Raw genomic sequence first — 21,820 nt, forward strand, 5'->3', positions numbered from 1 at the left:
GCCCTTGCCCGAAGAAAACCGCCCCGTCCGGTGGTATCGCCTCGCCTTCAAGGTTCTTTGGGACGCCTACTGGCACTTCTCGGATGACGATGGCTGGGCGATGGCGAGCCATGTCGCGCTTTCCGGCCTGCTGGCGCTGTTTCCGTTCCTGATCTTCGGCACGGCGCTCGCCGGTTTCTTAGGAGCCGGCGGTTTTTCGGAGACCGCGGTGCATCTCCTCTTCGACACCTGGCCGGCGAATATCGCCGCACCGATCGCTTCCGAGATCCGCCAGGTGCTGGAAATCCCGCGCGGCGGGCTGCTGACGATCTCGGTCCTGGCGGCTGCGTATTTCGCCTCCAACGGGGTCGAGGCGCTGAGGATTTCCCTCAACCGCGCCTACCGCGTGACGGAAACCCGGCCCTGGTACGTGACCCGTCTCGCCAGCCTCGGTTATGTGATCGTCGCCGTCGTCATCTTCGCGGTGATCAGCATCCTGCTCGTCGCGGTGCCTGTCGCGCTTCGCTTTGCCGAAACCCGCTTTCCCTGGCTGATCGGCGACCTGACGCGGGCCGCGAACTGGGGCTTTTATGGCACAGCCCTCTTGCTCATGATCGGCCTGCTGCTTTCGCACAAATGGCTGCCGGCCGGGCGGAGGCGGATCATCGACGTGCTGCCGGGCGTGACGCTGACGATCGTCATCTGGACCGCGTTCGGTCTCGGTTTCGCTTCCTACCTGTCGACTTTCGCCAACTATGCGGCGACCTATGCGGGGCTGGCGTCGATCATGATCGTGCTGGTCTTCCTCTACATGATCAGCGTGATCTTCATTCTCGGTGCCGAGTTCAACGCTGCCCTGATGAAATACCGGATCTATTCGGTCTTCTCCCGGTTCCGGCGGGAGCGCCGCAAGCGCGGCGAAGCGCTATCAAAAGCCAACCAGGCGACGGATGTCGGCAACGGAGAAACCCTGGCCGCGAAGCGCCGCGAGCCCGGTTGAGCCCTCGCTTTTCGAGAGCTTCCGACCATCCGCTCCCATGATCAGCCGGTGGTGGTGGTAGACCGGCTGGGGAAGGCCGAGCAGTTCCTGCAACAGCCTGTGCACCGCCGTCGCTTCGAAAAGGTCGAGCCCGCGCACCACATGGCTGATCCCTTGCGCGGCATCATCCACCGTCACCGACAGATGGTAGCTTGACGGTGCATCCGAGCGGGAGAGGATCACGTCGCCCCAGGCCGACGGATCGGCGATGATCTCGCCGCGTTCTCCGTCGCCGGTCTCGATCCAGCTCAGCGGTGCCTCGATCAGGCCAAGTGCCTTTCCCATGTCGAGACGAAAGGCGTGCCGGACCCCATCGGCGATCAGCCTCCGCCGCTCGGTCTCGCTGCGATGGCGGTCATCGTCGGGATAGAGCGGGGACCCGTCCGGATCGCACGGCCAGCTCTTCCCATCCGCCTCGCAGGCCGCGACCCTGGCTTTCACCTCGCCGCGGGTCAGGAAGGCCGGATAGACGAGATCCATCTCGGTCAACCGATCAAGTGCCGCGTGGTAGGCGTCGAATTGTTCGGATTGCCGCCGCACCGGCTCTTCCCATCCAAGCCCCAGCCAGGCGAGATCGCGATAGATCGCCTGCTCGAACTCCGGCGTGCAGCGCGCAAGGTCGATATCCTCGATGCGTAGCAGGAAACGACCGCCATTCGCGCTCGCCGTGTCGTGGTTGAGGAATGCCGACAGGGCGTGGCCGAGATGCAGAAACCCGTTCGGGCTTGGCGCGAAACGATAGACCGGTTTATCAGAAGGCGGAGCGGGCATGATTTCTTCTGCCATGCTTTTTGAAAAACGGCCATGGGGAGGCAACCGGTGGGGAGACAGGCGGTGGCGATCATCCGCGATCATTCCGACATCCAGGCAGGGCTCGAGGCGCTGGTGGCGCTCGATCCGCGGCTTGCCGATGTCGTCGAGGCTTCCGGCCCGGTCCCGCTCAGGCTGAACGAGCCGGGCTTTTCCGGCCTTGCGTCGATCGTCGTCTCCCAGATGGTATCGAGGGCGAGTGCCGAGGCGATCTGGCGGAGGATAACGGCCGCCGGCCCGGTGACCGCCGAAGGATATCGGGCGCTCGACACCGCCGTTATCGCCACGTTCGGCCTTTCGCGTGCAAAGGCGGCAACGCTTCTTCATTTGTCCACAGCAATTTCGGAAGGGCATTTCGATCTCGCATCCGTCTGCGCGCTCGAAACGGGTGAAGCGATCCGCAAGATGACGGCACTTCCCGGCATCGGTCCGTGGACGGCGGAAGTCTACCTGATGTTTTGCGGCGGACATGCCGATATTTTTCCGACGGGCGACGTGGCGCTGCAGGCCGCGGTCGGCCATGCGCTCGGCCTCGAAACACGGCCGTCGGCTAAAAATCTGGGGGTGATGGCTGAAACCTGGGCGCCGTGGCGATCCGTCGCGGCCCGGCTTTTCTGGGCTTATTATGCGGCGAAAATGCGCCGCGACGTCACACCTCTCGGCTGAAGCCGGGAACAAGTATCCCACTGCATTTATTGGGCTTCACATTCCTGTAACAACGGACCTAATATAGAAAGTACGGATGCCGAATCGGGTAGGAGCGTCATTTGACGATTGCAGTCTCCCCGCAGGCCCTGCCGGCGCTCGTCCTGAACGCCGACTACCGGCCGCTGAGTTATTATCCCTTGTCGCTTTGGTCCTGGCAGGACGCGATCAAGGCAGTTTTTCTTGACCGTGTGAACATCATCGCGGAATACGATCATTCGGTCTGCTCGCCGAGCTTCTCGATGAAGCTGCCGAGCGTCGTCAGCCTCAAGACCTATGTCCAGCCGACCCGCAACCCCGCGTTCACCCGGTTCAACGTCTTCCTGCGCGACCGGTTCGAGTGCCAGTATTGCGGGGAGCACGACGACCTGACCTTCGACCACGTCATTCCCCGCGCTCATGGCGGCGAGACCACCTGGGAAAATGTCGTCGCCGCCTGTTCGCCCTGCAATTTGAGGAAAGGCAGCAAGCTGCCCAAGCAGGCCGCCATGTTTCCGCACCAGAAACCCTATCAGCCGACGGTGCAGGACTTGCACAATAACGGCCGGCTGTTCCCGCCGAACTATCTGCACGAAAGCTGGATGGACTATCTCTACTGGGATACGGAACTGCAGCCGTAAGACGGATGGGCGCAGCAGGGATCTGGAATTTGGAAGGCCGCTTCACGCGGCCTTTTTTGCGCCGAGGAATGCGATGGCGGCGAGGATCACGCTCGCAATCACGTTCCAGCCGGCAAACGAGAGGCCAGCCACGCGAAGGGCTGCCTCGGTGCAGGACGGGCCGTGGACCGTGTTCAGATCGGAAAGCAGGCTGCCGGCATTGGTGGTGACGCCAGCCCCGCCGCCGCAGCTTGCCGGACCCTCCCACAAAGCCCATTCGACGCCCGCGTGATAGACGCCCATGCCGGCGCCGACCAGCATCATCACGCCGATGACGACGAGCAGCGCCCGGGTGACCGAGGCGGGCAGGCCGATTGCCGAGACGACGATCGCCAGGATGCCGACCGGAATGCCGTAATAATAGGGATCGCGCTGCAGGAGGCAGAGCGCGCAGGGGATGTAGCCGCCGATATACTGAAATGCCAGCGCCCCGCCGACGGTCACCGCCATGCCGAGCGTCACGACCACGGTGTAGCCGATGCCGGCGCGGGAACGGGGTGTGGAAGCTGTCAGCGCCATGCGCTTCTCCTGAATGGTTTCGACCGGCCGGGACGCCATGGCCTCCCATAGAGCAGATGCGCCGGCGCCGTAAGACAAATTATCTTGAACTCGACACCCGATCGCCGCGGGAGGCGCGTTACCAGTCTCCGCCTTGCGGAAAACACGGTGTCGCCTTCGGATGATTTGCGTCGACCGCAAATTGGCGATTGATGCGGGCAACATCCTGAGCTAAGAACCACCATCGGACGGAGGCGAGTCATCGCCTTACAGGTTAGCACCCGTAGCTCAGCTGGATAGAGTGTTGGATTCCGATTCCAAAGGTCACAGGTTCGAATCCTGTCGGGTGCGCCATTTCTCCGGCGAGAATTCCAAGAAATCCAAGTAGCCCCGCATCATGCGCTCCGTGATATGGAATACGATCGTCCCGACTCGAATGGGGCGAGATCGTTTGGGCCAACTTAGTCGATCACCGTCGTGAAAAGTTCGAGTACCAATTCCATTCCCAGGTTCGGCCTGCATCAGCGGAAAACGCCCGGCTATAAATCGGGGCTTTGGGGTCGCGCTTGTCCCAATGGAATTTCACGAGAACATCTTTGCCGGCGACAACCTCACGGCCAAAGAATTCACCTTTGTCGCCGTCGAACGAGCCAACCTTTCCGCCGTCGAGTTTCACTGCGTTGCTGTCAGCCCAGTAGATCGTCCACAGGCGCGTCTGCGGATCGAATAATCGCACGGTGAGGCCTTCGAATGGCTTTCCGTCAAATTCCGTACGGAAAATGTCGAAATTGCCCAACCCCAGCAATACGGGGCGGAGTTCCTGGGTCGCGTCAAATTCCTCCCATTCGTCGCTGCCGGCCAGATGTTTCTTCAATGTACGATTTCTGATGTTCCACTTACCTATCAAATAGTCGAAATCATTTTTCGACGAAGTCTCGCTCGCCGTTATCGCGAGTTGCCCATCTGACGTAATAGAGAACGCACGCATGCATACGCCTCTTTCGGATGGCTTTGCGCGCCAGCACTCGGACATGAATGTCGGGCCGATGACTATTGCGCGGGGTCGCATTTCGGATCGCGCCGCCACTTCGACCGGACCCGAGGCAGGTCTCGTCGTCCGCGCCGACTTTGTCACCCCTAGCCCGCAAACGCGCACGCCGAAGGCCGGTTCCGCTCGACCGATTAAAAAGCGAACAGGCCAACCGTCCCGGATGCCCAGAAACTACGCCGTGCAAAGCCTCGGCTGTCGTGGGCCCGGCAAGGGCTTCGCGCCGTTCGTGCCTTGGCGGTAGAGACCTAAGGGTGCGGAGGATGGTCGAAACACTCGATCAGCATTTCGATGAGGACCCTTACCTTCCTGGCGGGATGCTGCGCTGGCGGGCGGACAACATATATACCTGCCGCAGGGACTGGATAGCGTGTCATAACCGGAACCAGCGCGCCGGAGGCTAGATATTCACCGATCAGGCCATCGGGGAGGTATGCGATCCCCAGCCCTGCCAAGGCGGCGGCGACCAGAGCTGTGCCGTTGTCTGCCTTGAAGCGCCCTTGCGGGCGGACCGTGATGGTTTTGTCGCCGTCCATGAGTTGCCAGGCCTCCGTGCCCTGCATGAGGGCCTGATGGGTGAGCAGTTGTTCCGGCGTCTCAGGCGACCCGTGCGCTTTGATATAGTCCGGACTCGCAACGACCTTCCCATAGATCGGTCCGACGCGTCTGGCGATCAGGCTGGAGTCCTGAAGATAGCCAAGCCGTATCGCGCAATCATAACCCTCTGCGATGAGATCGACGACGTGATCGCTGTAGCACGTGTGGATTTGGAGCTGCGGGTGGCGTCGCGCCATTTCCGCCAGCACGGGGGCGAAGTGCGTGGGGCCGAAAGAAAGCGGCGCGGCGACCCGCAAGCGCCCGCGAAGGTCACCCGCGGGTAGGATCGTTTCCCTGGCCACCTCGATTTCGGCGGAAACCCTGGCTGCGTGGTCCCGGAAGGTTGCGCCTGCCTCTGTCAGAGAAGCCCCGCGTGTGGATCGGGCCAGGAGTTGGACACCAAGCTCTGCTTCAAGCCGCACAAGCCGTCGGCTGACCATCGATTTGGAGACGCCAAGCCGCAGCGCGGCCGAGGTGACGCCTCCCGCATCAGCAACTTCGACGAATGTCCGGAGATCTTCGATATCCACTCAGCGTTCCTCATTCTGCGACACAGCTTAGCACAGGTGAGGGCTACCGCATCACAAACAGGAATGACAAGTTTCGTCCCGCGGCAGCGCCTCGGAGGACGCATGTCTTTTGCGCAAACGCGCTTCAATAAACCGCCAACATAGGATGAAACCATGACCTTTCGTAACGGCCTTGACTCACTTCTCCGCCCCGAAGATTCCGTCCTCGTCCTGATCGATCATCAGCCTTATCAGCTGACCAACCTCAATAGCCATGATCCTCAGGCAGTCGTCAACAATGTGACCGCGCTGGCAAAGCTGGCAAAAGCTTTCAATGTTCCGACGATCCTCACCAGCGTGATAGCGGATCGTGGTGGCAGGCTCTTCAAGCAAATCACTGACGTCTTCCCGGGGCAGGAAGTGATCGATCGGACCTGGGTGAATACCTGGGAGGACAAGAAGGTGGTTGACCTGGTCAAGGCGACCGGCCGCAAGCAATTGATCATCGCAGGTCTGTGGACCGAAGTTTGCGTAGCGATGCCTGCAATTCAGGCAGCCGGCGAAGGCTGGGACGTGACCGTCATTACCGACGCATCGGGCGGAAGTTCAACCGAGTCTCACCAGGTCGCCATCCAGCGGATGATCGCGGCCGGCGTTAACATGATGACCTGGATGGCTCTTGCCGGCGAATGGCAGCGGGACTGGGCGCGCACCGAGCACGTCGAAGAGCTGACCGAAGTGCTCATCTCGCACATGAGCGGCAGCGGCATCGCGTATCTGTGGGAGCAGCAGCTTCTCAACACGCCGGTGCCGACCACCGCCGGCTGATCCGGGCGGCGGTGACGAAAGTCTGGTGCGATCCAGCGCCAACACGCCGGCCGTCTGTGCCTGAACGCAGGGCGGCCGGTGCGATCAACCCACTTCGCTGCCAACCCAGCGACTGGGGCCTGCTTGGCTGTGCTGCTGTCTGGATTGTTGATGCTCTCCGGGATCGTACCCGCATCTATCGTGGTTTACGGCCGGTCGTTTCGTAAAACAGATGCGAGGTCACGAGCCTGCCCGGATCGGCCAGATCATGCTGCAATTCTGCGATCAGGTCGTTCAATTCATTCCCGTCAGCAAACGTCTCATGGACGAGTTCGCCGCGGCAATTGGTTACGAAATCCAGCAGGATCGTGCGTCTCGGATGTCCCGGCGGATAGACGTTCACAATCGGCTTCACGTCGATCTCGACCAGCCCGGTGTCACGCAGCAGGCGGTGGGTCTTTCGGCCGATGAACAGATCGACGCCGTGCGCTTCGGCATAGGCGGTATAAATTTCCAGCAAGCGGTCCCATGCCCGCGACGGGGGATCGCAGAGAAGCGCACCGAGGTCCGCCTCGTAGCTCGCAACGGTGCCGTCCGGCCGCACCAATGCAGCCATTTCCGCGACGATGCGCTCCGGCTCCGGCACATTCACGAGGACGAGCCGGGCGGTGACGAGGTCGAAGCCGTCAGGAGGAAGGCCGCTTGCTTTTGCGTCGGCCTCGACGATCTCGACATTGGCGATCCGTTCCGCTGCGATGAACCGGCGCGCGGCCTCCACAAACGCCGCATTCCTTTCAACGCCGACGACCCGTCCGTCGGTGCCGACCCGCGCCGCGAGGAGGCCCAGAAGCCCACGTGGGCCGCAGCCGAGATCGACCACGCGCGCGCCACCGGTGATGTTCAGGCGATCGAGAAAGCGCTCCGCCTCCGGCTTGAGCAGATCGGTTTGCTCCAGGAGCCGGCGGCTCTCGGCTTCGCCTTGCCCAAGCAGGTAGAAATCTCGTTTCAGCATTTCCTCTGTCCTTCCGCTGAGATGGCCCTGGCAGCATCGATCAGCGTGCGGCGCGTTACAATCGGCCTCGATGGCGATTTACTCCTCCGAAATGCGAGAGAATGCGGATAGGCCCCGGGGCTCGCGGGAGGCGGCAGTGGGCCGACATGATCTCTCTTCAGGCCGTGGATTATAACCGCTCGCGCTTCAGCCGGGCCGCCAACTCGTCGACGAACAGTCGCGTCTTGGCGAGCGGTATCTTGCCGGACGGCCAGACCGCGTAAATTGGAATCTTGCTGTCTTCGAAGTCTTCGAGAACCACCTCCACGGCGCCCTCATCAACGAGGCTGCGGATCTGCCATAACGGCGTGAGCCCGATGCCGAGCCCGCTTGCCACCGCGGCATGCGTTGCTGCCGCGCTGTCGCTGCCGAAGCGTCCATGCACACGCACGGCCTTGCGCCGCCCGCCGATCCGGAATGTCCACGTCTCGCTCGATCCTTCGGCATGGCGCAGGACGCATTGATGTTGTGTCAGATCGTCGGGATGTTCGGGGCGGCCATACTTGGCAAAGTAACCAGGCGATCCGAAGACCACCGCGCGAAGGTCGCCGAGCCGCCGCGCCTTGAGGCTGGAGTCGGCCATATCCCTGATCCGCACCGCCAGGTCGAGACCCTCTTCCAGCAGATCGACCATCCGGTCGGAGACCTTGAGCTGGATCTCGATGCCGGGATAATGCTGCATGAAGGCGGTGATTGCAGGGACCACATAGGCCGGTGCGAAGAGCACCGGGGCCGCTATCCTGAGCAGGCCGGTCGGCTCGCTGCGCGCATCGGCAGCCTCCAGCCTGGCATCGTGGATTTCCGCCAACGCCGGCTTGACACGATCGTAGAAAGCCCGTCCGGCTTCCGTCAGATATGAGCGGCGGGTGGTGCGCCGCACCAGTTCGACGCCGACGCTCTGCTCCAGTGCCGCAAGCGAGCGGTTGATAGACTGCAGCGACCGGCGCAGATGACGCGCCGCCGCTGTCTGGCTGCCTTTCTCGCCGATGGCCAGGAAGGCCTCGAGGTCATCCAGTCGCTCCATATCCATTCTCTCGTTTTGCGGAAAAGTATATCGCGGCCGCCGCCAATTGTCGCGTCGCGGACCACCCTCCATCTACGAGTGACGTGCCGGCCCTGTGCCGATTTCGTCAAAAGACGGAGACTTCACGATGAGCAAAGCATTCGAAGCGCCGCGAATTCTTCATGCCAGCGACCGAACTGGCGGTTTCCCAAGAGCACTGTTGTGCTGGTGGGATCGGTTCTGCGCCGAGCGCCGAATTCGTGCCCGCGTCAGGAAACTGGGAGCTCTTGACGACCATATACTGCGCGATATCGGCCTGAGCCGCAGCTACGTCGAGCATGTGGCCCGGCACGGACCCGAAACAGGCCGCAGCGGAAACGGGAAAGGCAGCGACTTGTGAACCGGCCGGGCGCCGGAGTTCGGACCCTCATAGGGAGTTCCAGCACGCGCCGGTCATCAATTGTCGTACCGGCATTCCCTCTTACGGAGGCATCTCATGACCCTCAACAGACGTAGACTACTCGGCGGCGGCCTCACCTGTGCCGCAGCGTTTGCGACGGACGCGACGAAGGCAGCAGGCGCTGTCGAACGCCCCGCCCTTCCTGCCGCCGATACATTTAACTGCTGCGCCGAGGTGGTCGGTGAAGCGTCGGAAGATTTCGGGCATATCATCCACCGTCGGCCTCGCTCCGTGTTCAGGCCGTCCTCCGCGGCCGAAGTCGGGACGGCGATCCGATGGGCCGGCGACAGGGGGCTGAAGGTCGCAGCCCGCGGGCAGGGTCACTCGACTTATGGCCGCTCCATGGCGGATGGCGGCGTGGTGATCGACATGCGCGGGATAAACACCGTCCGTCGTGTCGACGCCGATCGCATTGTCGTCGGCGCCGGAGCGACCTGGCGCGGGGTGCTCATCGACGCCTTGACGAGCGGACTCACCCCGCCGGTCCTGACGAATTACCTGGAGCTATCGGTAGGCGGCACGCTCGCCGTCGGCGGTATCGGCGGGTCGACGTCCCGTCACGGCATGCAGACGGACAACGTTCTCGAGATGGATGTCGTGACGGCGGAAGGGTGGGAACTCACCTGTTCGCCGGACCTCAACCCCGACCTCTTCGATGCCGTCCGGGGCGGCCTCGGTCAGTGCGCCGTCATCACGCGGGCGACGCTGCGCCTGGTCCGGGCGCCCGAGCGGGTGCGCCGGTTCCAGTTATTCTATCCCGATTTCAAATCGCTGGCCGCGGATCAGCGCCTCGTGCTGGAGGACGGGCGTTTCGACCAGCTGCAGGGTGCCGTCCTTCCCGATGGTGCGGGCAGCTGGCGTTACCAGCTCGACGGTGCGGTCCTTTACGACAGCGACGCGGCTCCGGACCCAAAGGTGCTCGCCGGATTGTCGGATCAGCGTGTCGCCGCGGTGATCTCGGACCTTACGTACCTTGAAGACGCCATCGCCTTCGCCAAGCTGGAGGCCCTTCTGCGGTCGAACGGCCAATGGTCCAATCCTCACCCGTGGTGGCTCACCTTCCTGGGCGGCTCCAACGCCGAGCGTCTTGCCGCCGGGATACTGCAGGATCTGACCAACGAGGACGTCGGCCCTTTTGGGCGCATCACCTATTATCCACTCCTGACAGGCGCCGTGCGGACCCCTCTGGTGGGGATGCCGGCGGAGGACATCGCCTTTCCCTTCAACATCATCTGTTTTCCGCCCTCGAACGATATGGCCAAGATCGATGCCATGGTTGCAAGGAACCGCGCTCTCTACGAGCGCGTCCGCAGCGAAGGCGGAGTTCTGTATCCGGTCAGCGCTTTCCCGATGATGAGCGGCGATTGGCAGGATCACTTCGGGCCGGCCTGGCCGCGCCTACGCCAAGCCAAGGAGCGCTATGACCCTCGTCATACCCTGACACCTGGCTATCAAGTCTTTTGATTGCAGCCCTCTGCCGAGAACCTGTCCGAAAGAGGAGTTGAGCGATCGGGGCCACGGATAGATTCCAGAAGGTGTTTGAAGCTGATCCGGAAGCGCCAGGGCACCTGGGATACTATAGTCGCAATCCCCGGCCGTACTCCCTGCATTTGCGGGAAAACGAAAGGACATCAAAAATAACGAATGCGGCCACGCTTCCTGGATTGCTGCTTTTGGACGGTTTCACTTAAACTAATCCGCCGAACGGCCACTGCGCCGGAAAACCGAACATGATCATAAGCTTTTCAAGAGCGCGACGGTGGGGCGTTACGCGTCATCCGCGGAGACTACTTTTAATTGCAACCGATATTGCTGGCTGCTTTTTCGTCTGGCATAGATGTCTCGGAAATTCCGGGGAGCATTTTATGAAGCGTTACAAGCAGTTTTTCGCCGCCCTTGCCGTTGCTTTTATTTTCTGCCAGCCGGCTCAGGCCGAGACGACCGATTGGATGAAAGGCATGGATTCCCTCAGATTTGCCGGAAAACTCAATGCCGGCGGTGACATTGTCACCAGGATGGAATGCAAGGACAGTGGGCAGGCATCGCTTGATTACGATAGCGCATTGGTGCGTCTTACCTACAGCAGGAACGTCAAGCACATCGATTGGCTCATCAGCGGTTGGAACAACCTGCCTTCATTCAAGCGGTCTTTCGCAGGTAGGGGCTATAAGATGGTGTCGCAAACGATGTTTGTACGCCAAAAATCCGGCCTTCGACTTTACTGCGGAATCTTCCACAGGTAACCGGCCTGGCCGTGCGAGAATTCAGCAGCCCGCTTGGCCTCTCGACCCATGAAATAGCATAATGAAATCAAATGGTTAAAAATGCTGTGGTGCCCCGTGCCGGAATCGAACCAGCACTCCTTTCGGAACCTGATTTTGAGTCAGGCGCGTCTACCAATTCCGCCAACGGGGCACTCGGGTAGCGGTATGCGCTCTATCACGGGGCCGCACCGGCATGCAAGGATGAAGTGAGGTTGCAGTCCCACATGCCTGACGCCCAAGAGATTGTCCCGGATCAAGGCTGCCGGATGTGGTTTTTTTCCTTTCCTCCACGGCTTTGCATATCAGGTCCCCTCCCGTGTCCCCTTGTATTTTAAGCATCCCGGATGTTAGCTGGTGCAGCAAAAATAGAAGCGCTGCCCATGGAACTGCCTGCCTGCACGTCCTACGAAGACCTTTTTCGCGATTTCGCCTGGGAAATCCCGCAGCGATTCAACATGGGGGAGGCGGTCAGCGATGCCTGGGCGGAAAAATTTCCAGATCGCATCTGTCTCCAACATTTCAGTCCGGACGGCGCTCATCCGGCGTTGACCTATGGCGAGCTGTCCGGGCGGTCTGCGGCACTTGCGAACGCCTTTGTCGCACTGGGTCTGAAGCCCGAGGACCGCATCGCACTTCTTCTGCCGCAGAGTTTCGAGACGGTGATCGCGCATGTGGCGATCTACAAGATGGGCGGCATTGCCCTGCCGCTGGCGCTTCTGTTCGGGGCCGAGGCGCTCGGATACCGGTTGAAGGCTTCGGGGGCGGCGGCGATCGTCACCAATCCCTTCGGCCTGTCGCGGTTGGCCGGCCTCAGGGAAAAGCTGCCGGATCTGCGGCATGTGATCGTTACTGGAGATACGCCCGCCGGCGACGGCCTGCTGGCGCTCGATGCGCTGATTGCCGCGCATCCGCCGCTGTTCGAGATCGTCGACAGTGGGCCGGACGATCCGGCGCTGATGATCTTCACTTCCGGCACGACCGGGCCGCCGAAGGCGGCGCTGCACGGTCATCGGGTGCTGGCCGGCCATATTCCCGGTTTCCAGCTGGCGCATGAATTCGCGCCGCAGCAAGGGGACCGGATCTGGACGCCTTCGGACTGGGCCTGGGCCGGCGGTCTGCTCAATGTGTTGATGCCGGCGCTGATGCTCGGCATTCCCGTCGTCTCATCGCCCGCCCAGAAATTCGATGCCGACATGGCCTTCCGTATCATCAGCGAAATGGATGTGCGCAACGCCTTCATCCCGCCGACGGCGCTGCGGCTCCTGAAATCCGTCGAAAAGCCGCTTGAAAAATACGATCTCAAGCTGCGGACCATCGCGTCGGCCGGCGAGGCGCTGGGCCGCGAAACCTATGACTGGGCGAAGGCGGCGCTGGGGCTGACGGTCAACGAATTCTACGGCCAGACCGAATGCAATTTCGTGCTGTCCTCGGCCGCCAATCTCGGCGTGTCGCGCGGCGGAGCGATCGGGCGGGCGGTGCCGGGCCATCATGTGGCGGTGGTCGACGGCAGGGGCATCGAGCTGCCGGCCGGCAAGATGGGGCAGATTGCCATTCGTCGTCCGGATCCGGTGATGTTCCTCGGCTACTGGAACGACGAGGCGGCGACGGAGGCGAAGTTCGTCGGCGACTGGCTGATCACCGGCGATCTCGGACGAAAGGACCGCGACGGTTATGTGGAATTCATCGGGCGGGACGACGACGTCATCACCTCGTCCGGTTACCGCATCGGGCCAAGCGAGATCGAGGACTGCCTGACCGGCCATCCGGCGGTGCGGCTGGCGGCCGTGGTCGGCAAGCCGGACCCGATCCGTACCGAGATCGTCAAGGCTTATATCGCGCTTGCGCCCGGTTATCGTCCGAGCGACGAACTGGCTCTGGAGATCCGCGACTGGGTGAAGACGCGGCTGTCGATGCACGAATATCCCCGCGAGGTCGCCTTTGTCGACGATATTCCGCTGACGACCAGCGGCAAGGTCATCCGCCGGCTGCTGCGGGACAAGGCGGCCGCCGAGTGATCGTCAAGGCGTAACTACTCCGGAACGACCGGCAAGCGACATGATCTTTTCCCGCAGCATGCGGGCCATGTTGCGGGTGTTGCGGTAGAGGTGAAGCTGGGCTGCCACCTGGCGCACGTCGCGGTCGCCGTTCTGCCTCAGGCCGATCACCAGCGTCCCCATCTCCTCGCGCTCTTCCCAAAAGCGGCTCATGATCGGGTGATCGGGAATCGCGCAACTGTCGGTGCGCATGATGTTGGCGTCTTCGAGATGCCACTCGGTCAGTTTCACCATCAGCAGCTTGCCGGGCGAGAATCGGGAAAAACCCTCGTCGTAGGCGGTCTTCCACGTGTAGGCCTCGCCGGCCATGATGAAGACGATGAGCGAAGCGATCGCCCGGCCGTCGAAATCGATGGTGTGAATGCGGACCGCGTCGACTTCCGCAAGGTTGGTGATCGCCTCGCGGGCGAAGGCGGCGCGGTAGCGGTCGTTGATCAGGGCCGAGCGTTTGCGGCCCTTCCAGCCCTTGGCTTCGAGGGCCAGGAATTCCTCCATCCGCAACCGAATCTCTTCCGGCTGGCGGGCAACCGAGTAGCTGAGCGAGCCCTTGTTGCCGAGATTGCGCCAGAGGCGGCGCATTTCGCGGTAGTGGTGCGACGAGATCGAGTGTTTCAGATAGGCCTCGCCGTCGAGCAGGCTTTCCAGCATCGGCCGCTGTTGGGGATCGGTGACGGTGACCGGCAGGTTGCGGCCGATCGCGACCGCCTTGGCAAGCTGGGCGAACGGACCGGCGAGCCTGACGTCCGGCATGACCAGCACGGAGGGCAGGCGGGCTTCGCGCATGCAGAGCGCATCGAAAAGATTGTCGATCGTCTCGGCACTGTCTTCCGCATCGACGAGCGGCGTGCCGATCGGCCCGAAGGGGTTGGCCCAGGCACGGATGATCGAGGCGCCGACGGAAAAGCCGGGCTTCTCGACCGTGAACGGCATCAGCAGCCGCATGCGGCTGCGCGTGCCGGTCTCGTCGCGGATCAGCGCCAGGCGGACCTGCTTGTCCTCGACCCGCGGCATGGCGGGGGCGAGCAGCCGGGCCGAAAAGAAGATGTTCGGCTCGAGCGCACGGTTGGAGAGGAATTCGAGTTCTTCCTGCAGGTCGTAACCGAAGGCGGCGGGATAAAGGCAGAGCTCGCGGCCGGGCCGGCCGACCTGGAGATGGGTGTCGGCATCCGGTCGCTCGGCGCGGAGCGCCTGGACCATGCTCATCCGGCCGCCGCCATTGCCCTCGAATTCGCTGCTGAACGGAGGTTGCGCCATGGTCAGGAAGCCTTTGAAGGAGCAGAGGGCGTCGGATCGGCAAAGGCGAAGAGCACGATGCCGAGCGTACGGCGGACTGCGATATGCAGCAGGATAGCCTCGATCATCATCGCCGCCGCCGTCGCCATCGCGGCCCCGGTCAGGCCGAAGCGGGGGATCAGCGCGATGTTGAGAGCGATGCTCGCCAGCAGCGTCACGGCGTAAAGCAGGACGCAGAGCTTCTGGCGACCGGCCATGCTGAGCAGCACCTCGCCGGGGCCGACCATGGATTTGGCGAGGATGCCGCAAAACAGGATCGCCATCAGCCCATAACCGGCCGTGAACGCACTGCCGAACAGCGACAGGAGCAGTTCGCCGGCCGCCAGCGCCATGAGCCCGACGGCAAGCGACGGCCAAAAACTCCAGCGCGCGGTCTGTCCGGCAAAGGCGGCCAACGCCGGCATGTCGTCCTCCGCCATGATGGCGGAGAAGCGGGGGCCGGCGGCTGCCTTGATCGAGAAGTAGACGAACTGCACCAGCACGATCGTCTTTGCGGCGGCGTAATAGATGCCGACCTGGTCCGGCGGCAGGTAGAGGCCGACGACGACGACGTCCGCATTGGTCAGCAGGAAGCCGATGCCATCGACGAGGAAGAGCGGCAGGGAATAACGGAACCAGGCGCTGATCTCGAACTGCATCGGGCCAGGGCCGTAAAGCCGGCGCAGGCGCAGCGTCAGGCGCAGCAGCTGCAGGAGCGTCGTGACATAGGTCGCGGCAAGGGCTGCCTGCATGGCGGTAACGGCCGTGTGGGCAGCGCCGAACCAGAGTGCAACCAGCATGAATGCGAGGATCAGGGTCGGGCGGATCAGGTAGGTGGGCGAGAGCGCCGTCACCGTCCATCCGTTCGAACGCGCCGTGCCGTCGAGCACGTCGCCGAGCGCGATCATCGGTATGGTGAAGAAGGCCAGCGACACCGGCACGAGGTAATAGGCTTCGACCGTGTGGCCGTAGACATGCAGGAACAGGAAGCCGAGGCCGGCCACCGTGCTTGCCGAGATCAGCGCCACCAGGCGGACGGCAAGATTGAGCCCCCGCACGGTCGCCACCTCGTCGCGCGCCTTGTGCTGGTGCAGGAAACGGATAACGGACGTGTGGAAGCCGAGGCAGGAGAGATTGCCGGCGAGCACGACCAGAACCCAGACGAATGCGAAGATGCCGTATTCGAATTCGCCCATCAGGCGGGCGAGCACGATCTGCGACACGAAGGCGATGGCCGCGCTTGCTACCCGGATCACGAAGGCGGTCAGCGCGCGACGCTGGGCGCGGGCTGTCTCGTCGTCGTCGGTGAGGATCGATTCGAGCTTGCGGGTCAGCGGTGCCAGCCGGGTCCTAAGACCAGGCGGAAGCAATCTTTCCGCTGTTTCGATAACCGCCATGATGGGCACGCAATACTCGTAACGACGACGGGAACAATGGGCAAAAGTGTTGCCACAGCAGGGTTAAGAAAGGGTTCGCCCAGGCGTCGATGGCTTCACGAACTGCGAACTTCAAGGCTCCCTGGAAGAACGGGTCAAAAGGTTGCGGACGGCCGGAACAACCTGGTGAGTGGCCGCAATGGTGAGCGCGACGGCAATCATCCCCACGGCAATCGCGAAGGTGAACGACATGCCGGCGGCCACGGCTTGCGGAGGTGCCGTCGCGACATCGCCCGTTCCCGAGGCCATTGCGAACACCGCGCCCATCAGCGAGGCGCCGGTGATGAGGCCGAGATTGCGCGACAGATTGAGCAGGCCTGAAACGACGCCGCGCTGCTGCGGGCCGACGTCCACCATGACCGCGGTGTTGTTGGCTGCCTGGAACAGTTGATAGCCGGGCGTCAGCACCGCGATGGCAGCGACGTAGCCGCCAATGCCGAACGTTCCTGGAAGTAGAGTGAGCCCAAGCGAGCCGGCCACCATTCCGACGAGACCGATGACGACCGCCGTCCCCGCGCCCAGGCGGTCGACGAGCCGGCCGGCCGGTACGCCGCTGAATGTGGAAACAATCGGGCCGATCGACATGACGAGCCCGACGAAAGCTGCGTCGAGACCGAGCGAACGCGAAAGATAGAACGGCCCGACCACCAGCGTCGACATCATCACCGCCGAGACAAGGGCGCTGGTTATCAATCCCGTGCTCAAGGCTGGGTTGCGCAACATCGACAGTCGGATCAGGGGCGACGCCGCTTTCGCTTCGACGAGAACAAACAGGCCCGCTCCGACGGCAGCCAACAGCAGCAGAGCGGCGTTGACCGGACCAAGGCTGCCGCGGCCGATCGTCATGGCGAGTGCATAGGCTGCAAGCACCAGGGCAAGTAGCAGCGTGCCCCAGACGTCGAAGCCGGGCCTTTGGTCCGGTCTTTCGCGGCGAAGATCGGCGGGCAGGTAGCGAAAGGCAAGAAGGAGCGCCAGCAGCCCCAGCGGCACGTTGATCAGGAAGATCGCCCGCCAGCCGGCGCCGGCAATCAGAAGGCCGCCCAGGGAAGGGCCGAGCGCGGTGCCGATTGCCGACATGGTGCCGAGCAATCCCATGGCCGCGCCGATGCGTGTCTTTGGAAATATGTCAGCGACGAAAGCCATGGTGAGCGCCATCATGGCGGCGGCTCCGAGACCTTGCGCGGCTCTTGCGGCAATCAGGATGCCCAGCGTCGGGGCAATCCCGCAGGCGATCGAGGCTACCGTGAAAAGGATGATCCCGGCGAGCAGGAGTCGCCGACGTCCCGCAATGTCGCCAAGCCGCCCGACACTGACGATCAGTGTGGTGATTGCGAGAAGATAGGCAAGGACCACCCATTGGACCTCCTGGAAGGAGGCGTCGAACGCCTGCGCCAATGTCGGCAGGCCGACATTGGCGACGCTGGTGCCGAGCGAAGAGAGCAACATCGAGAGCGAAAGACCGGCGAGCGCCCCACGGAAGGTACTCGCCCGTTCTGCCGGTTGCGGAACCGGATCCTGGGCGGCAGAGGTCATCGTCTTTCGCCCTCCGCCGGTTTCGGGGCTGGTTTCGCGAGGTTGCTGACGATCCGGCGCGCCAGCGGCGCGACAACCAGCACGACCGGAAAAGCGATGATCCAGGAGGGGAGCCATGCTCCCATCCAGATCCCGAAGAAGCCGTCGATCAGCCCCGCGCTGCGGAGCGTGGAAACGCCGGAGATAAGCAGGGACATCAGGCAGGAAAGAACAAGGCCGAAAATGACGGGTATCAGTCGTACGGGTATCATGAGGGAACCTCCAGAAATTGCTTTCCGATGGCTATCTCAAGGGCACGCACGGCGGAAGGCGCATCATTTGCATCAATTCAATGCATAGGACGCCATGTCATAGCGAAGCGCCTGTGTTATGCTGCGCGCATGTCCAGACCCGATCTCAACCTGCTTTTCACCCTCGATGTTCTTTTGGCCGAAGGCAGCGTGGCGCGGGCGGCCAAACGGCTGCGGCTCAGCCAGTCGGCCATGAGCCGGGCCTTGGCGCGATTGCGCGAGACGACGGGCGATCCGTTGCTGGTGAGGGCCGGCCGTGGGCTCGTGCCAACGCCAAGGGCGATCGAACTGCGCGAACGGGTCGGCGGCCTCGTGCAGGACGCGGAAGCGGTCTTGCGGCCGGTCGAGATGCTCGATCTCGGTAAGCTCGTCTGGACATTCACGCTGCGCACCAGCGAGGGCTTCGTCGAGAATTTCGGGCCTGGCCTCATCGCTCGTGTCAGCGCTCAGGCGCCCGGCGTGCGGCTGCGGTTCATCCGCAAACCGGACAAGGAGAGCACCTCGCTTCGCGACGGAAGCGTCGATCTGGAAACCGGGGTCGTCGGCACGACGATCGGTCCGGAAGTGCGGGCCCAGGCACTGTTCCGGGACCGTTTCATCGGCGTCGTGCGCAGCGGGCATCCGCTGGCCGAGGGCGAAATATCGGCTCGGCGATACGCGGCGGGCGATCACATCCTGGTTTCACGACGGGGGCTTGAAAAGGGGGCGATCGACGAGGCACTGGCGGCGTCGGGGCTGGAACGGCGGATCGTGACGATCGTCGACGGTTTCGCGACGGCGCTGGCTCTCGCCAGGTGTTCGGATCTGATCGCCAGCATTCCCGAGCGGCACAGCGGCAACCTGCGTGCCGGAATGTTCAGTTTCGCCCTGCCGGTCCCGGTGCCTGAAATTACCGTGTCATTGCTCTGGCATCCGCGGCTGGATGCCGATCCGGCTCACCGGTGGCTGCGGACATGTGTTCGGGAAATCTGCGCCGGGCCTCCAGCCGAAAGCTGATGCGGTCCCTCCGGAAGGCGGAAACGAAAACGCCGCCCAGGGGCGGCGTTCGCATCATCAGGTTTCGCGGAAGCCTCAGGCCTGCTCGAAGGCACCGTGGCAATGCTTGTATTTCTTGCCGGATCCGCAGGGGCAGGCCTCGTTGCGGCCGATCTTGCCCCAGGTGGAGGGATCTTCCGGCCGGCGGTCTTCCGGCGCGGCGATGAAGTTCTCGCTGTCGAAGCCGTTGACCTGGTTGAGGCCGGTCGTCGGATCGACATGCTGTTCGTCGTAGACCGTCGGCGGCTGCGGCGGCTCGGGGTTCTGCACCAGCTCGACGCGCATCAGCTGGGCGGTGACCGCCTCGCGCAGGTTGGCGAGCAGGGCCTGGAACAGCTCGAAGGCTTCCGCCTTGTATTCCTGCAGCGGATCGCGCTGGGCGTAACCGCGGAAGCCGATGACCGAACGCAGGTGGTCGAGATTGACGATATGCTCGCGCCACAGGTGGTCGAGTGTCTGGAGCAGCACGGAACGCTCCACATAGGTCATGATATCGGCGCCGAAGCGCTCCTTGCGATCGGCCGCGGCCTTGTCGGCAGCCTCGGTGATGCGCTCGCGGATATCGGTCTCGCCGATGCCTTCTTCCTTGACCCAGTCCTCGATCGGCAGGTCGAGGTTGAGCATCCGGTCGACGTCTTCGCGAAGGCCGGCGGCATTCCATTGTTCGGCATAGGCGCGTTCGGGAATGTGCTTGGCGACGAGAACTTCGATCACCTCGTTGCGCATGTCCTCGACGGTCTCGGATACGTCTTCCGAGTCCATCATCTCGATGCGCTGCTCGAAGATCACCTTGCGCTGGTCGTTGGTGACGTCGTCGTATTTCAGAAGGTTCTTGCGGATGTCGAAGTTGCGGGCTTCGACCTTCTTCTGGGCGCGCTCGAGCGCCTTGTTGATCCACGGATGGACGATCGCTTCGCCTTCCTTGAGCCCCAGCTTCTGCAGCATGCTGTCCATGCGGTCGGAGCCGAAGATGCGCATCAGGTCGTCCTGGAGGGACAGGTAGAACTTCGAACGGCCGGGGTCGCCCTGACGGCCGGAACGGCCGCGCAGCTGGTTGTCGATGCGGCGGCTTTCGTGGCGCTCGGTGGCGATCACGTAGAGGCCGCCGGCGGCAAGCGCCTTTTCCTTGAGCTGCTTCACTTCCTCGCGGCTTGCCGCTTCCAGTGCATCGCGCTCCGGCCCCGGCTCCATGCCTTCGAGCTCGCGCTCGAGACGCATGTCGATATTGCCGCCGAGCTGGATGTCGGTGCCGCGGCCGGCCATGTTGGTGGCGATCGTCACTGCGCCCGGCACGCCGGCCTGCGACACGATATAGGCTTCCTGCTCGTGGTAACGGGCGTTCAGGACCTGGAAATTGTTGAAGCCTGACTGGCGTAGCATTGTCGCCAGCAGTTCCGACTTCTCGATCGACGTGGTGCCGACCAGGACCGGCTGGCCGCGTTCATGGGCTTGTTTGATCTCTTCGATGATCGCCTTGAACTTTTCGTCGAAGGTCCGGTAGACCTCGTCGTCCTCGTCGATACGCTGGATCGGCAGGTTGGTCGGTACTTCGATCACTTCGAGCTTGTAGATATTGCCGAACTCTTCCGCTTCGGTCTGGGCCGTACCGGTCATGCCGGCGAGCTTTCCGTACATGCGGAAATAGTTCTGGAAGGTGATCGAGGAGAGCGTCTGGTTCTCCGGCTGGATCGTCACCGTTTCCTTGGCTTCGAGCGCCTGGTGCTGGCCTTCCGAATAACGGCGGCCGGGCATCATGCGGCCGGTGAATTCGTCGATGATGACGATCTCGTCGTTGCGGACGATATAGTCCTTGTCGCGGGTGAAGAGCTTGTGGGCCTTCAGCGCGTTGTTGATGTGGTGGACGATCGCAACGTTCTCGACGTCATAGAGAGATTCGCCCTTCAGCAGGCCGGCCTGACGCAGCAGGTTCTCGAGCTTTTCGGTGCCGACCTCGGAGAAGTTTGCAGAGCGCTGCTTCTCGTCGATCTCGTAGTCTTCCGGCGTCAGCGCCGGGATGAAGGCGTCGATCGTGTTGTAGAGTTCCGAACGGTCGTCGAGCGGGCCGGAGATGATCAGCGGCGTGCGCGCCTCGTCGACCAGGATCGAGTCCACTTCATCCACGATCGCGTAATTGTGGCCGCGCTGGACCATCTGGCTGCGCTCGTACTTCATGTTGTCGCGCAGATAATCGAAGCCGAGCTCGTTGTTGGTGGCGTAGGTGATGTCGCAGGCATAGTTGGCGCGGCGCTCTTCGTCGCTGAGGCCATGGACGATGACGCCGGTGGTCAGGCCGAGGAAGCCGTAGAGCTTGCCCATCGTGTGGGCGTCGCGCTGGGCCAGGTAGTCGTTGACGGTGACCACATGCACGCCCTTGCCGGCGAGCGCATTGAGGTAGACCGCCAGCGTCGCCACCAGCGTTTTACCTTCGCCGGTCTTCATCTCGGCGATCGCGCCATCGTGAAGGATCATGCCGCCGGTCAGCTGCACGTCGAACGGGCGCATGCCGAGCACGCGGCGGGAAGCCTCGCGCACGACCGCAAAGGCCGGGATCAGGAGGTCGTCGAGTGTCTTGCCCTCGGCGAGCAGTTTCCTGAACTCCACTGTCTGGGCTGCAAGCTGTTCGTCGGAGAGAGCCTTGGTCTTCTCCTCTATTGCATTGATGGCGTCGACAGTCGGCTGGTAGCCGCGCACGCGGCGATCGTTTGCCGAACCGAACAATTTGCGGGCGATGCCGCCAAGGCTGACCATACGAATGGTCCTTTCTGAAATCT

General features: G+C 62.7%; 20 protein-coding genes and 2 tRNA genes. 10 read left to right on the forward strand and 12 right to left on the reverse strand.

What is annotated here, in order from left to right; genetic code table 11:
* The first annotated feature begins 4 nt into the window (after window positions 1–4).
* On the forward strand, window positions 5–979 hold the full coding sequence (locus C5J24_RS28315; RefSeq protein ID WP_105422753.1) for a YihY/virulence factor BrkB family protein: 975 nt from the start codon (window positions 5–7) through the stop codon (window positions 977–979).
* Here C5J24_RS28315 and gluQRS read toward each other — a convergent pair.
* A complete protein-coding gene (gene gluQRS / locus C5J24_RS28320; protein WP_205836983.1) occupies window positions 908–1,804 on the reverse strand; it encodes a tRNA glutamyl-Q(34) synthetase GluQRS in 897 nt (298 codons plus the stop codon). The two genes, C5J24_RS28315 and gluQRS, sit on opposite strands and share 72 nt — an antisense overlap.
* A 48-nt stretch (window positions 1,805–1,852) precedes the next feature.
* On the opposite strand from gluQRS, the gene C5J24_RS28325 reads away from it, so the two are divergent.
* On the forward strand, window positions 1,853–2,494 hold the full coding sequence (locus tag C5J24_RS28325) for a DNA-3-methyladenine glycosylase (protein WP_105422755.1): 642 nt from the start codon (window positions 1,853–1,855) through the stop codon (window positions 2,492–2,494).
* 101 nt (window positions 2,495–2,595) lie between these two features.
* Window positions 2,596–3,153: an HNH endonuclease gene (locus C5J24_RS28330; protein ID WP_007767848.1), complete on the forward strand. Its 558-nt coding sequence runs from the start codon at window positions 2,596–2,598 to the stop codon at window positions 3,151–3,153.
* A 42-nt stretch (window positions 3,154–3,195) separates the two neighbouring features.
* Here the strand turns inward: C5J24_RS28330 and C5J24_RS28335 are convergent, their stop codons facing one another.
* Window positions 3,196–3,711 carry a disulfide bond formation protein B gene (locus C5J24_RS28335; RefSeq protein WP_105422808.1) on the reverse strand — a complete coding sequence of 172 codons (516 nt, stop codon included), beginning with the start codon at window positions 3,709–3,711 and terminating at the stop codon, window positions 3,196–3,198.
* A gap of 256 nt (window positions 3,712–3,967) precedes the next feature.
* On the opposite strand from C5J24_RS28335, the gene C5J24_RS28340 reads away from it, so the two are divergent.
* Window positions 3,968–4,044: transfer RNA gene (locus tag C5J24_RS28340), tRNA-Arg, on the forward strand.
* A gap of 115 nt (window positions 4,045–4,159) precedes the next feature.
* Here the strand turns inward: C5J24_RS28340 and C5J24_RS28345 are convergent.
* The gene (locus C5J24_RS28345) at window positions 4,160–4,678 is read right to left on the reverse strand and encodes a hypothetical protein (protein WP_245446822.1); all 519 of its coding nucleotides are present in this window, start codon (window positions 4,676–4,678) and stop codon (window positions 4,160–4,162) included.
* A gap of 308 nt (window positions 4,679–4,986) precedes the next feature.
* On the reverse strand, window positions 4,987–5,865 hold the full coding sequence (locus tag C5J24_RS28350; protein WP_105422759.1) for a LysR family transcriptional regulator: 879 nt from the start codon (window positions 5,863–5,865) through the stop codon (window positions 4,987–4,989).
* Between the two features lie 153 nt (window positions 5,866–6,018).
* Between C5J24_RS28350 and C5J24_RS28355 the strand changes: the two genes are divergently transcribed.
* Window positions 6,019–6,672, forward strand: a complete 654-nt coding sequence (locus C5J24_RS28355) for a hydrolase (RefSeq protein ID WP_105422761.1) — start codon at window positions 6,019–6,021, stop codon at window positions 6,670–6,672.
* Window positions 6,673–6,847: 175 nt separating this feature from the next.
* Here C5J24_RS28355 and C5J24_RS28360 read toward each other — a convergent pair whose 3' ends face one another.
* Both C5J24_RS28360 and C5J24_RS28365 read right to left on the reverse strand, forming a co-directional pair.
* Complete coding sequence (locus C5J24_RS28360; RefSeq protein ID WP_205836985.1) at window positions 6,848–7,663, reverse strand: methyltransferase domain-containing protein; 816 nt, start codon at window positions 7,661–7,663, stop codon at window positions 6,848–6,850.
* Window positions 7,664–7,832: 169 nt separating this feature from the next.
* Window positions 7,833–8,726 (reverse strand): LysR family transcriptional regulator, encoded by an 894-nt coding sequence (locus C5J24_RS28365; protein ID WP_105422812.1) that lies wholly within the window; start codon window positions 8,724–8,726, stop codon window positions 7,833–7,835.
* 127 nt (window positions 8,727–8,853) lie between these two features.
* Between C5J24_RS28365 and C5J24_RS28370 the strand changes: the two genes are divergently transcribed.
* From C5J24_RS28370 to C5J24_RS28380, 3 genes are all read left to right on the forward strand, one after another.
* The gene (locus tag C5J24_RS28370) at window positions 8,854–9,105 is read left to right on the forward strand and encodes a DUF1127 domain-containing protein (RefSeq protein ID WP_105405231.1); all 252 of its coding nucleotides are present in this window, start codon (window positions 8,854–8,856) and stop codon (window positions 9,103–9,105) included.
* Window positions 9,106–9,201: 96 nt separating this feature from the next.
* Window positions 9,202–10,629 carry an FAD-binding protein gene (locus tag C5J24_RS28375; RefSeq protein WP_105422763.1) on the forward strand — a complete coding sequence of 476 codons (1,428 nt, stop codon included), beginning with the start codon at window positions 9,202–9,204 and terminating at the stop codon, window positions 10,627–10,629.
* A 401-nt stretch (window positions 10,630–11,030) separates the two neighbouring features.
* Complete coding sequence (locus tag C5J24_RS28380; RefSeq protein ID WP_245446824.1) at window positions 11,031–11,408, forward strand: hypothetical protein; 378 nt, start codon at window positions 11,031–11,033, stop codon at window positions 11,406–11,408.
* 87 nt (window positions 11,409–11,495) lie between these two features.
* On the opposite strand, the gene C5J24_RS28385 is transcribed toward C5J24_RS28380, so the two are convergent.
* A tRNA-Leu gene (locus C5J24_RS28385) sits at window positions 11,496–11,580 on the reverse strand.
* 229 nt (window positions 11,581–11,809) lie between these two features.
* Here C5J24_RS28385 and C5J24_RS28390 point away from each other — a divergent pair.
* Window positions 11,810–13,444, forward strand: coding sequence for an AMP-binding protein (locus C5J24_RS28390; protein WP_105422765.1), 1,635 nt, complete (start codon window positions 11,810–11,812; stop codon window positions 13,442–13,444).
* A 3-nt stretch (window positions 13,445–13,447) separates the two neighbouring features.
* Here C5J24_RS28390 and C5J24_RS28395 read toward each other — a convergent pair whose 3' ends face one another.
* The 4 genes from C5J24_RS28395 to C5J24_RS28410 all read right to left on the reverse strand — a co-directional run bounded on the left by C5J24_RS28395 (window position 13,448) and on the right by C5J24_RS28410 (window position 17,975).
* Window positions 13,448–14,686, reverse strand: coding sequence for a GNAT family N-acetyltransferase (locus C5J24_RS28395; protein ID WP_245446828.1), 1,239 nt, complete (start codon window positions 14,684–14,686; stop codon window positions 13,448–13,450).
* 53 nt (window positions 14,687–14,739) lie between these two features.
* Window positions 14,740–16,161, reverse strand: coding sequence for a lipopolysaccharide biosynthesis protein (locus tag C5J24_RS28400; RefSeq protein WP_305778760.1), 1,422 nt, complete (start codon window positions 16,159–16,161; stop codon window positions 14,740–14,742).
* 102 nt (window positions 16,162–16,263) lie between these two features.
* A complete protein-coding gene (locus C5J24_RS28405) occupies window positions 16,264–17,724 on the reverse strand; it encodes an MFS transporter (protein WP_105422771.1) in 1,461 nt (486 codons plus the stop codon).
* Window positions 17,721–17,975 (reverse strand): DUF2798 domain-containing protein, encoded by a 255-nt coding sequence (locus C5J24_RS28410; RefSeq protein WP_046664966.1) that lies wholly within the window; start codon window positions 17,973–17,975, stop codon window positions 17,721–17,723. Before C5J24_RS28410 ends, C5J24_RS28405 begins: the two co-directional genes overlap by 4 nt.
* A 129-nt stretch (window positions 17,976–18,104) precedes the next feature.
* On the opposite strand from C5J24_RS28410, the gene C5J24_RS28415 reads away from it, so the two are divergent.
* Window positions 18,105–19,010, forward strand: a complete 906-nt coding sequence (locus C5J24_RS28415) for a LysR family transcriptional regulator (protein ID WP_105422773.1) — start codon at window positions 18,105–18,107, stop codon at window positions 19,008–19,010.
* 75 nt (window positions 19,011–19,085) lie between these two features.
* Here the strand turns inward: C5J24_RS28415 and secA are convergent, their stop codons facing one another.
* On the reverse strand, window positions 19,086–21,797 hold the full coding sequence (gene secA, locus C5J24_RS28420; RefSeq protein ID WP_105422775.1) for a preprotein translocase subunit SecA: 2,712 nt from the start codon (window positions 21,795–21,797) through the stop codon (window positions 19,086–19,088).
* Window positions 21,798–21,820 lie beyond the last annotated feature (23 nt).

This window comes from Neorhizobium sp. T25_27 (genome assembly GCF_002968565.1).
Taxonomy (GTDB): Bacteria; Pseudomonadota; Alphaproteobacteria; order Rhizobiales; family Rhizobiaceae; genus Neorhizobium; species Neorhizobium tomejilense.

Coding starts and splice junctions, on each gene's coding strand:
- gluQRS (WP_205836983.1), bottom strand. CDS start 1,804: ATGGCAGAAGAAATCATGCCCGCTCCGCCTTCTGATAAACCGGTCTAT.
- C5J24_RS28335 (WP_105422808.1), bottom strand. CDS start 3,711: ATGGCGCTGACAGCTTCCACACCCCGTTCCCGCGCCGGCATCGGCTAC.
- C5J24_RS28345 (WP_245446822.1), bottom strand. CDS start 4,678: ATGCGTGCGTTCTCTATTACGTCAGATGGGCAACTCGCGATAACGGCG.
- C5J24_RS28355 (WP_105422761.1), top strand. CDS start 6,019: ATGACCTTTCGTAACGGCCTTGACTCACTTCTCCGCCCCGAAGATTCC.
- C5J24_RS28360 (WP_205836985.1), bottom strand. CDS start 7,663: ATGCTGAAACGAGATTTCTACCTGCTTGGGCAAGGCGAAGCCGAGAGC.
- C5J24_RS28365 (WP_105422812.1), bottom strand. CDS start 8,726: ATGGAGCGACTGGATGACCTCGAGGCCTTCCTGGCCATCGGCGAGAAA.
- C5J24_RS28370 (WP_105405231.1), top strand. CDS start 8,854: ATGAGCAAAGCATTCGAAGCGCCGCGAATTCTTCATGCCAGCGACCGA.
- C5J24_RS28375 (WP_105422763.1), top strand. CDS start 9,202: ATGACCCTCAACAGACGTAGACTACTCGGCGGCGGCCTCACCTGTGCC.
- C5J24_RS28380 (WP_245446824.1), top strand. CDS start 11,031: ATGAAGCGTTACAAGCAGTTTTTCGCCGCCCTTGCCGTTGCTTTTATT.
- C5J24_RS28390 (WP_105422765.1), top strand. CDS start 11,810: ATGGAACTGCCTGCCTGCACGTCCTACGAAGACCTTTTTCGCGATTTC.
- C5J24_RS28395 (WP_245446828.1), bottom strand. CDS start 14,686: ATGAGCATGGTCCAGGCGCTCCGCGCCGAGCGACCGGATGCCGACACC.
- C5J24_RS28405 (WP_105422771.1), bottom strand. CDS start 17,724: ATGACCTCTGCCGCCCAGGATCCGGTTCCGCAACCGGCAGAACGGGCG.
- C5J24_RS28410 (WP_046664966.1), bottom strand. CDS start 17,975: ATGATACCCGTACGACTGATACCCGTCATTTTCGGCCTTGTTCTTTCC.
- C5J24_RS28415 (WP_105422773.1), top strand. CDS start 18,105: ATGTCCAGACCCGATCTCAACCTGCTTTTCACCCTCGATGTTCTTTTG.
- secA (WP_105422775.1), bottom strand. CDS start 21,797: ATGGTCAGCCTTGGCGGCATCGCCCGCAAATTGTTCGGTTCGGCAAAC.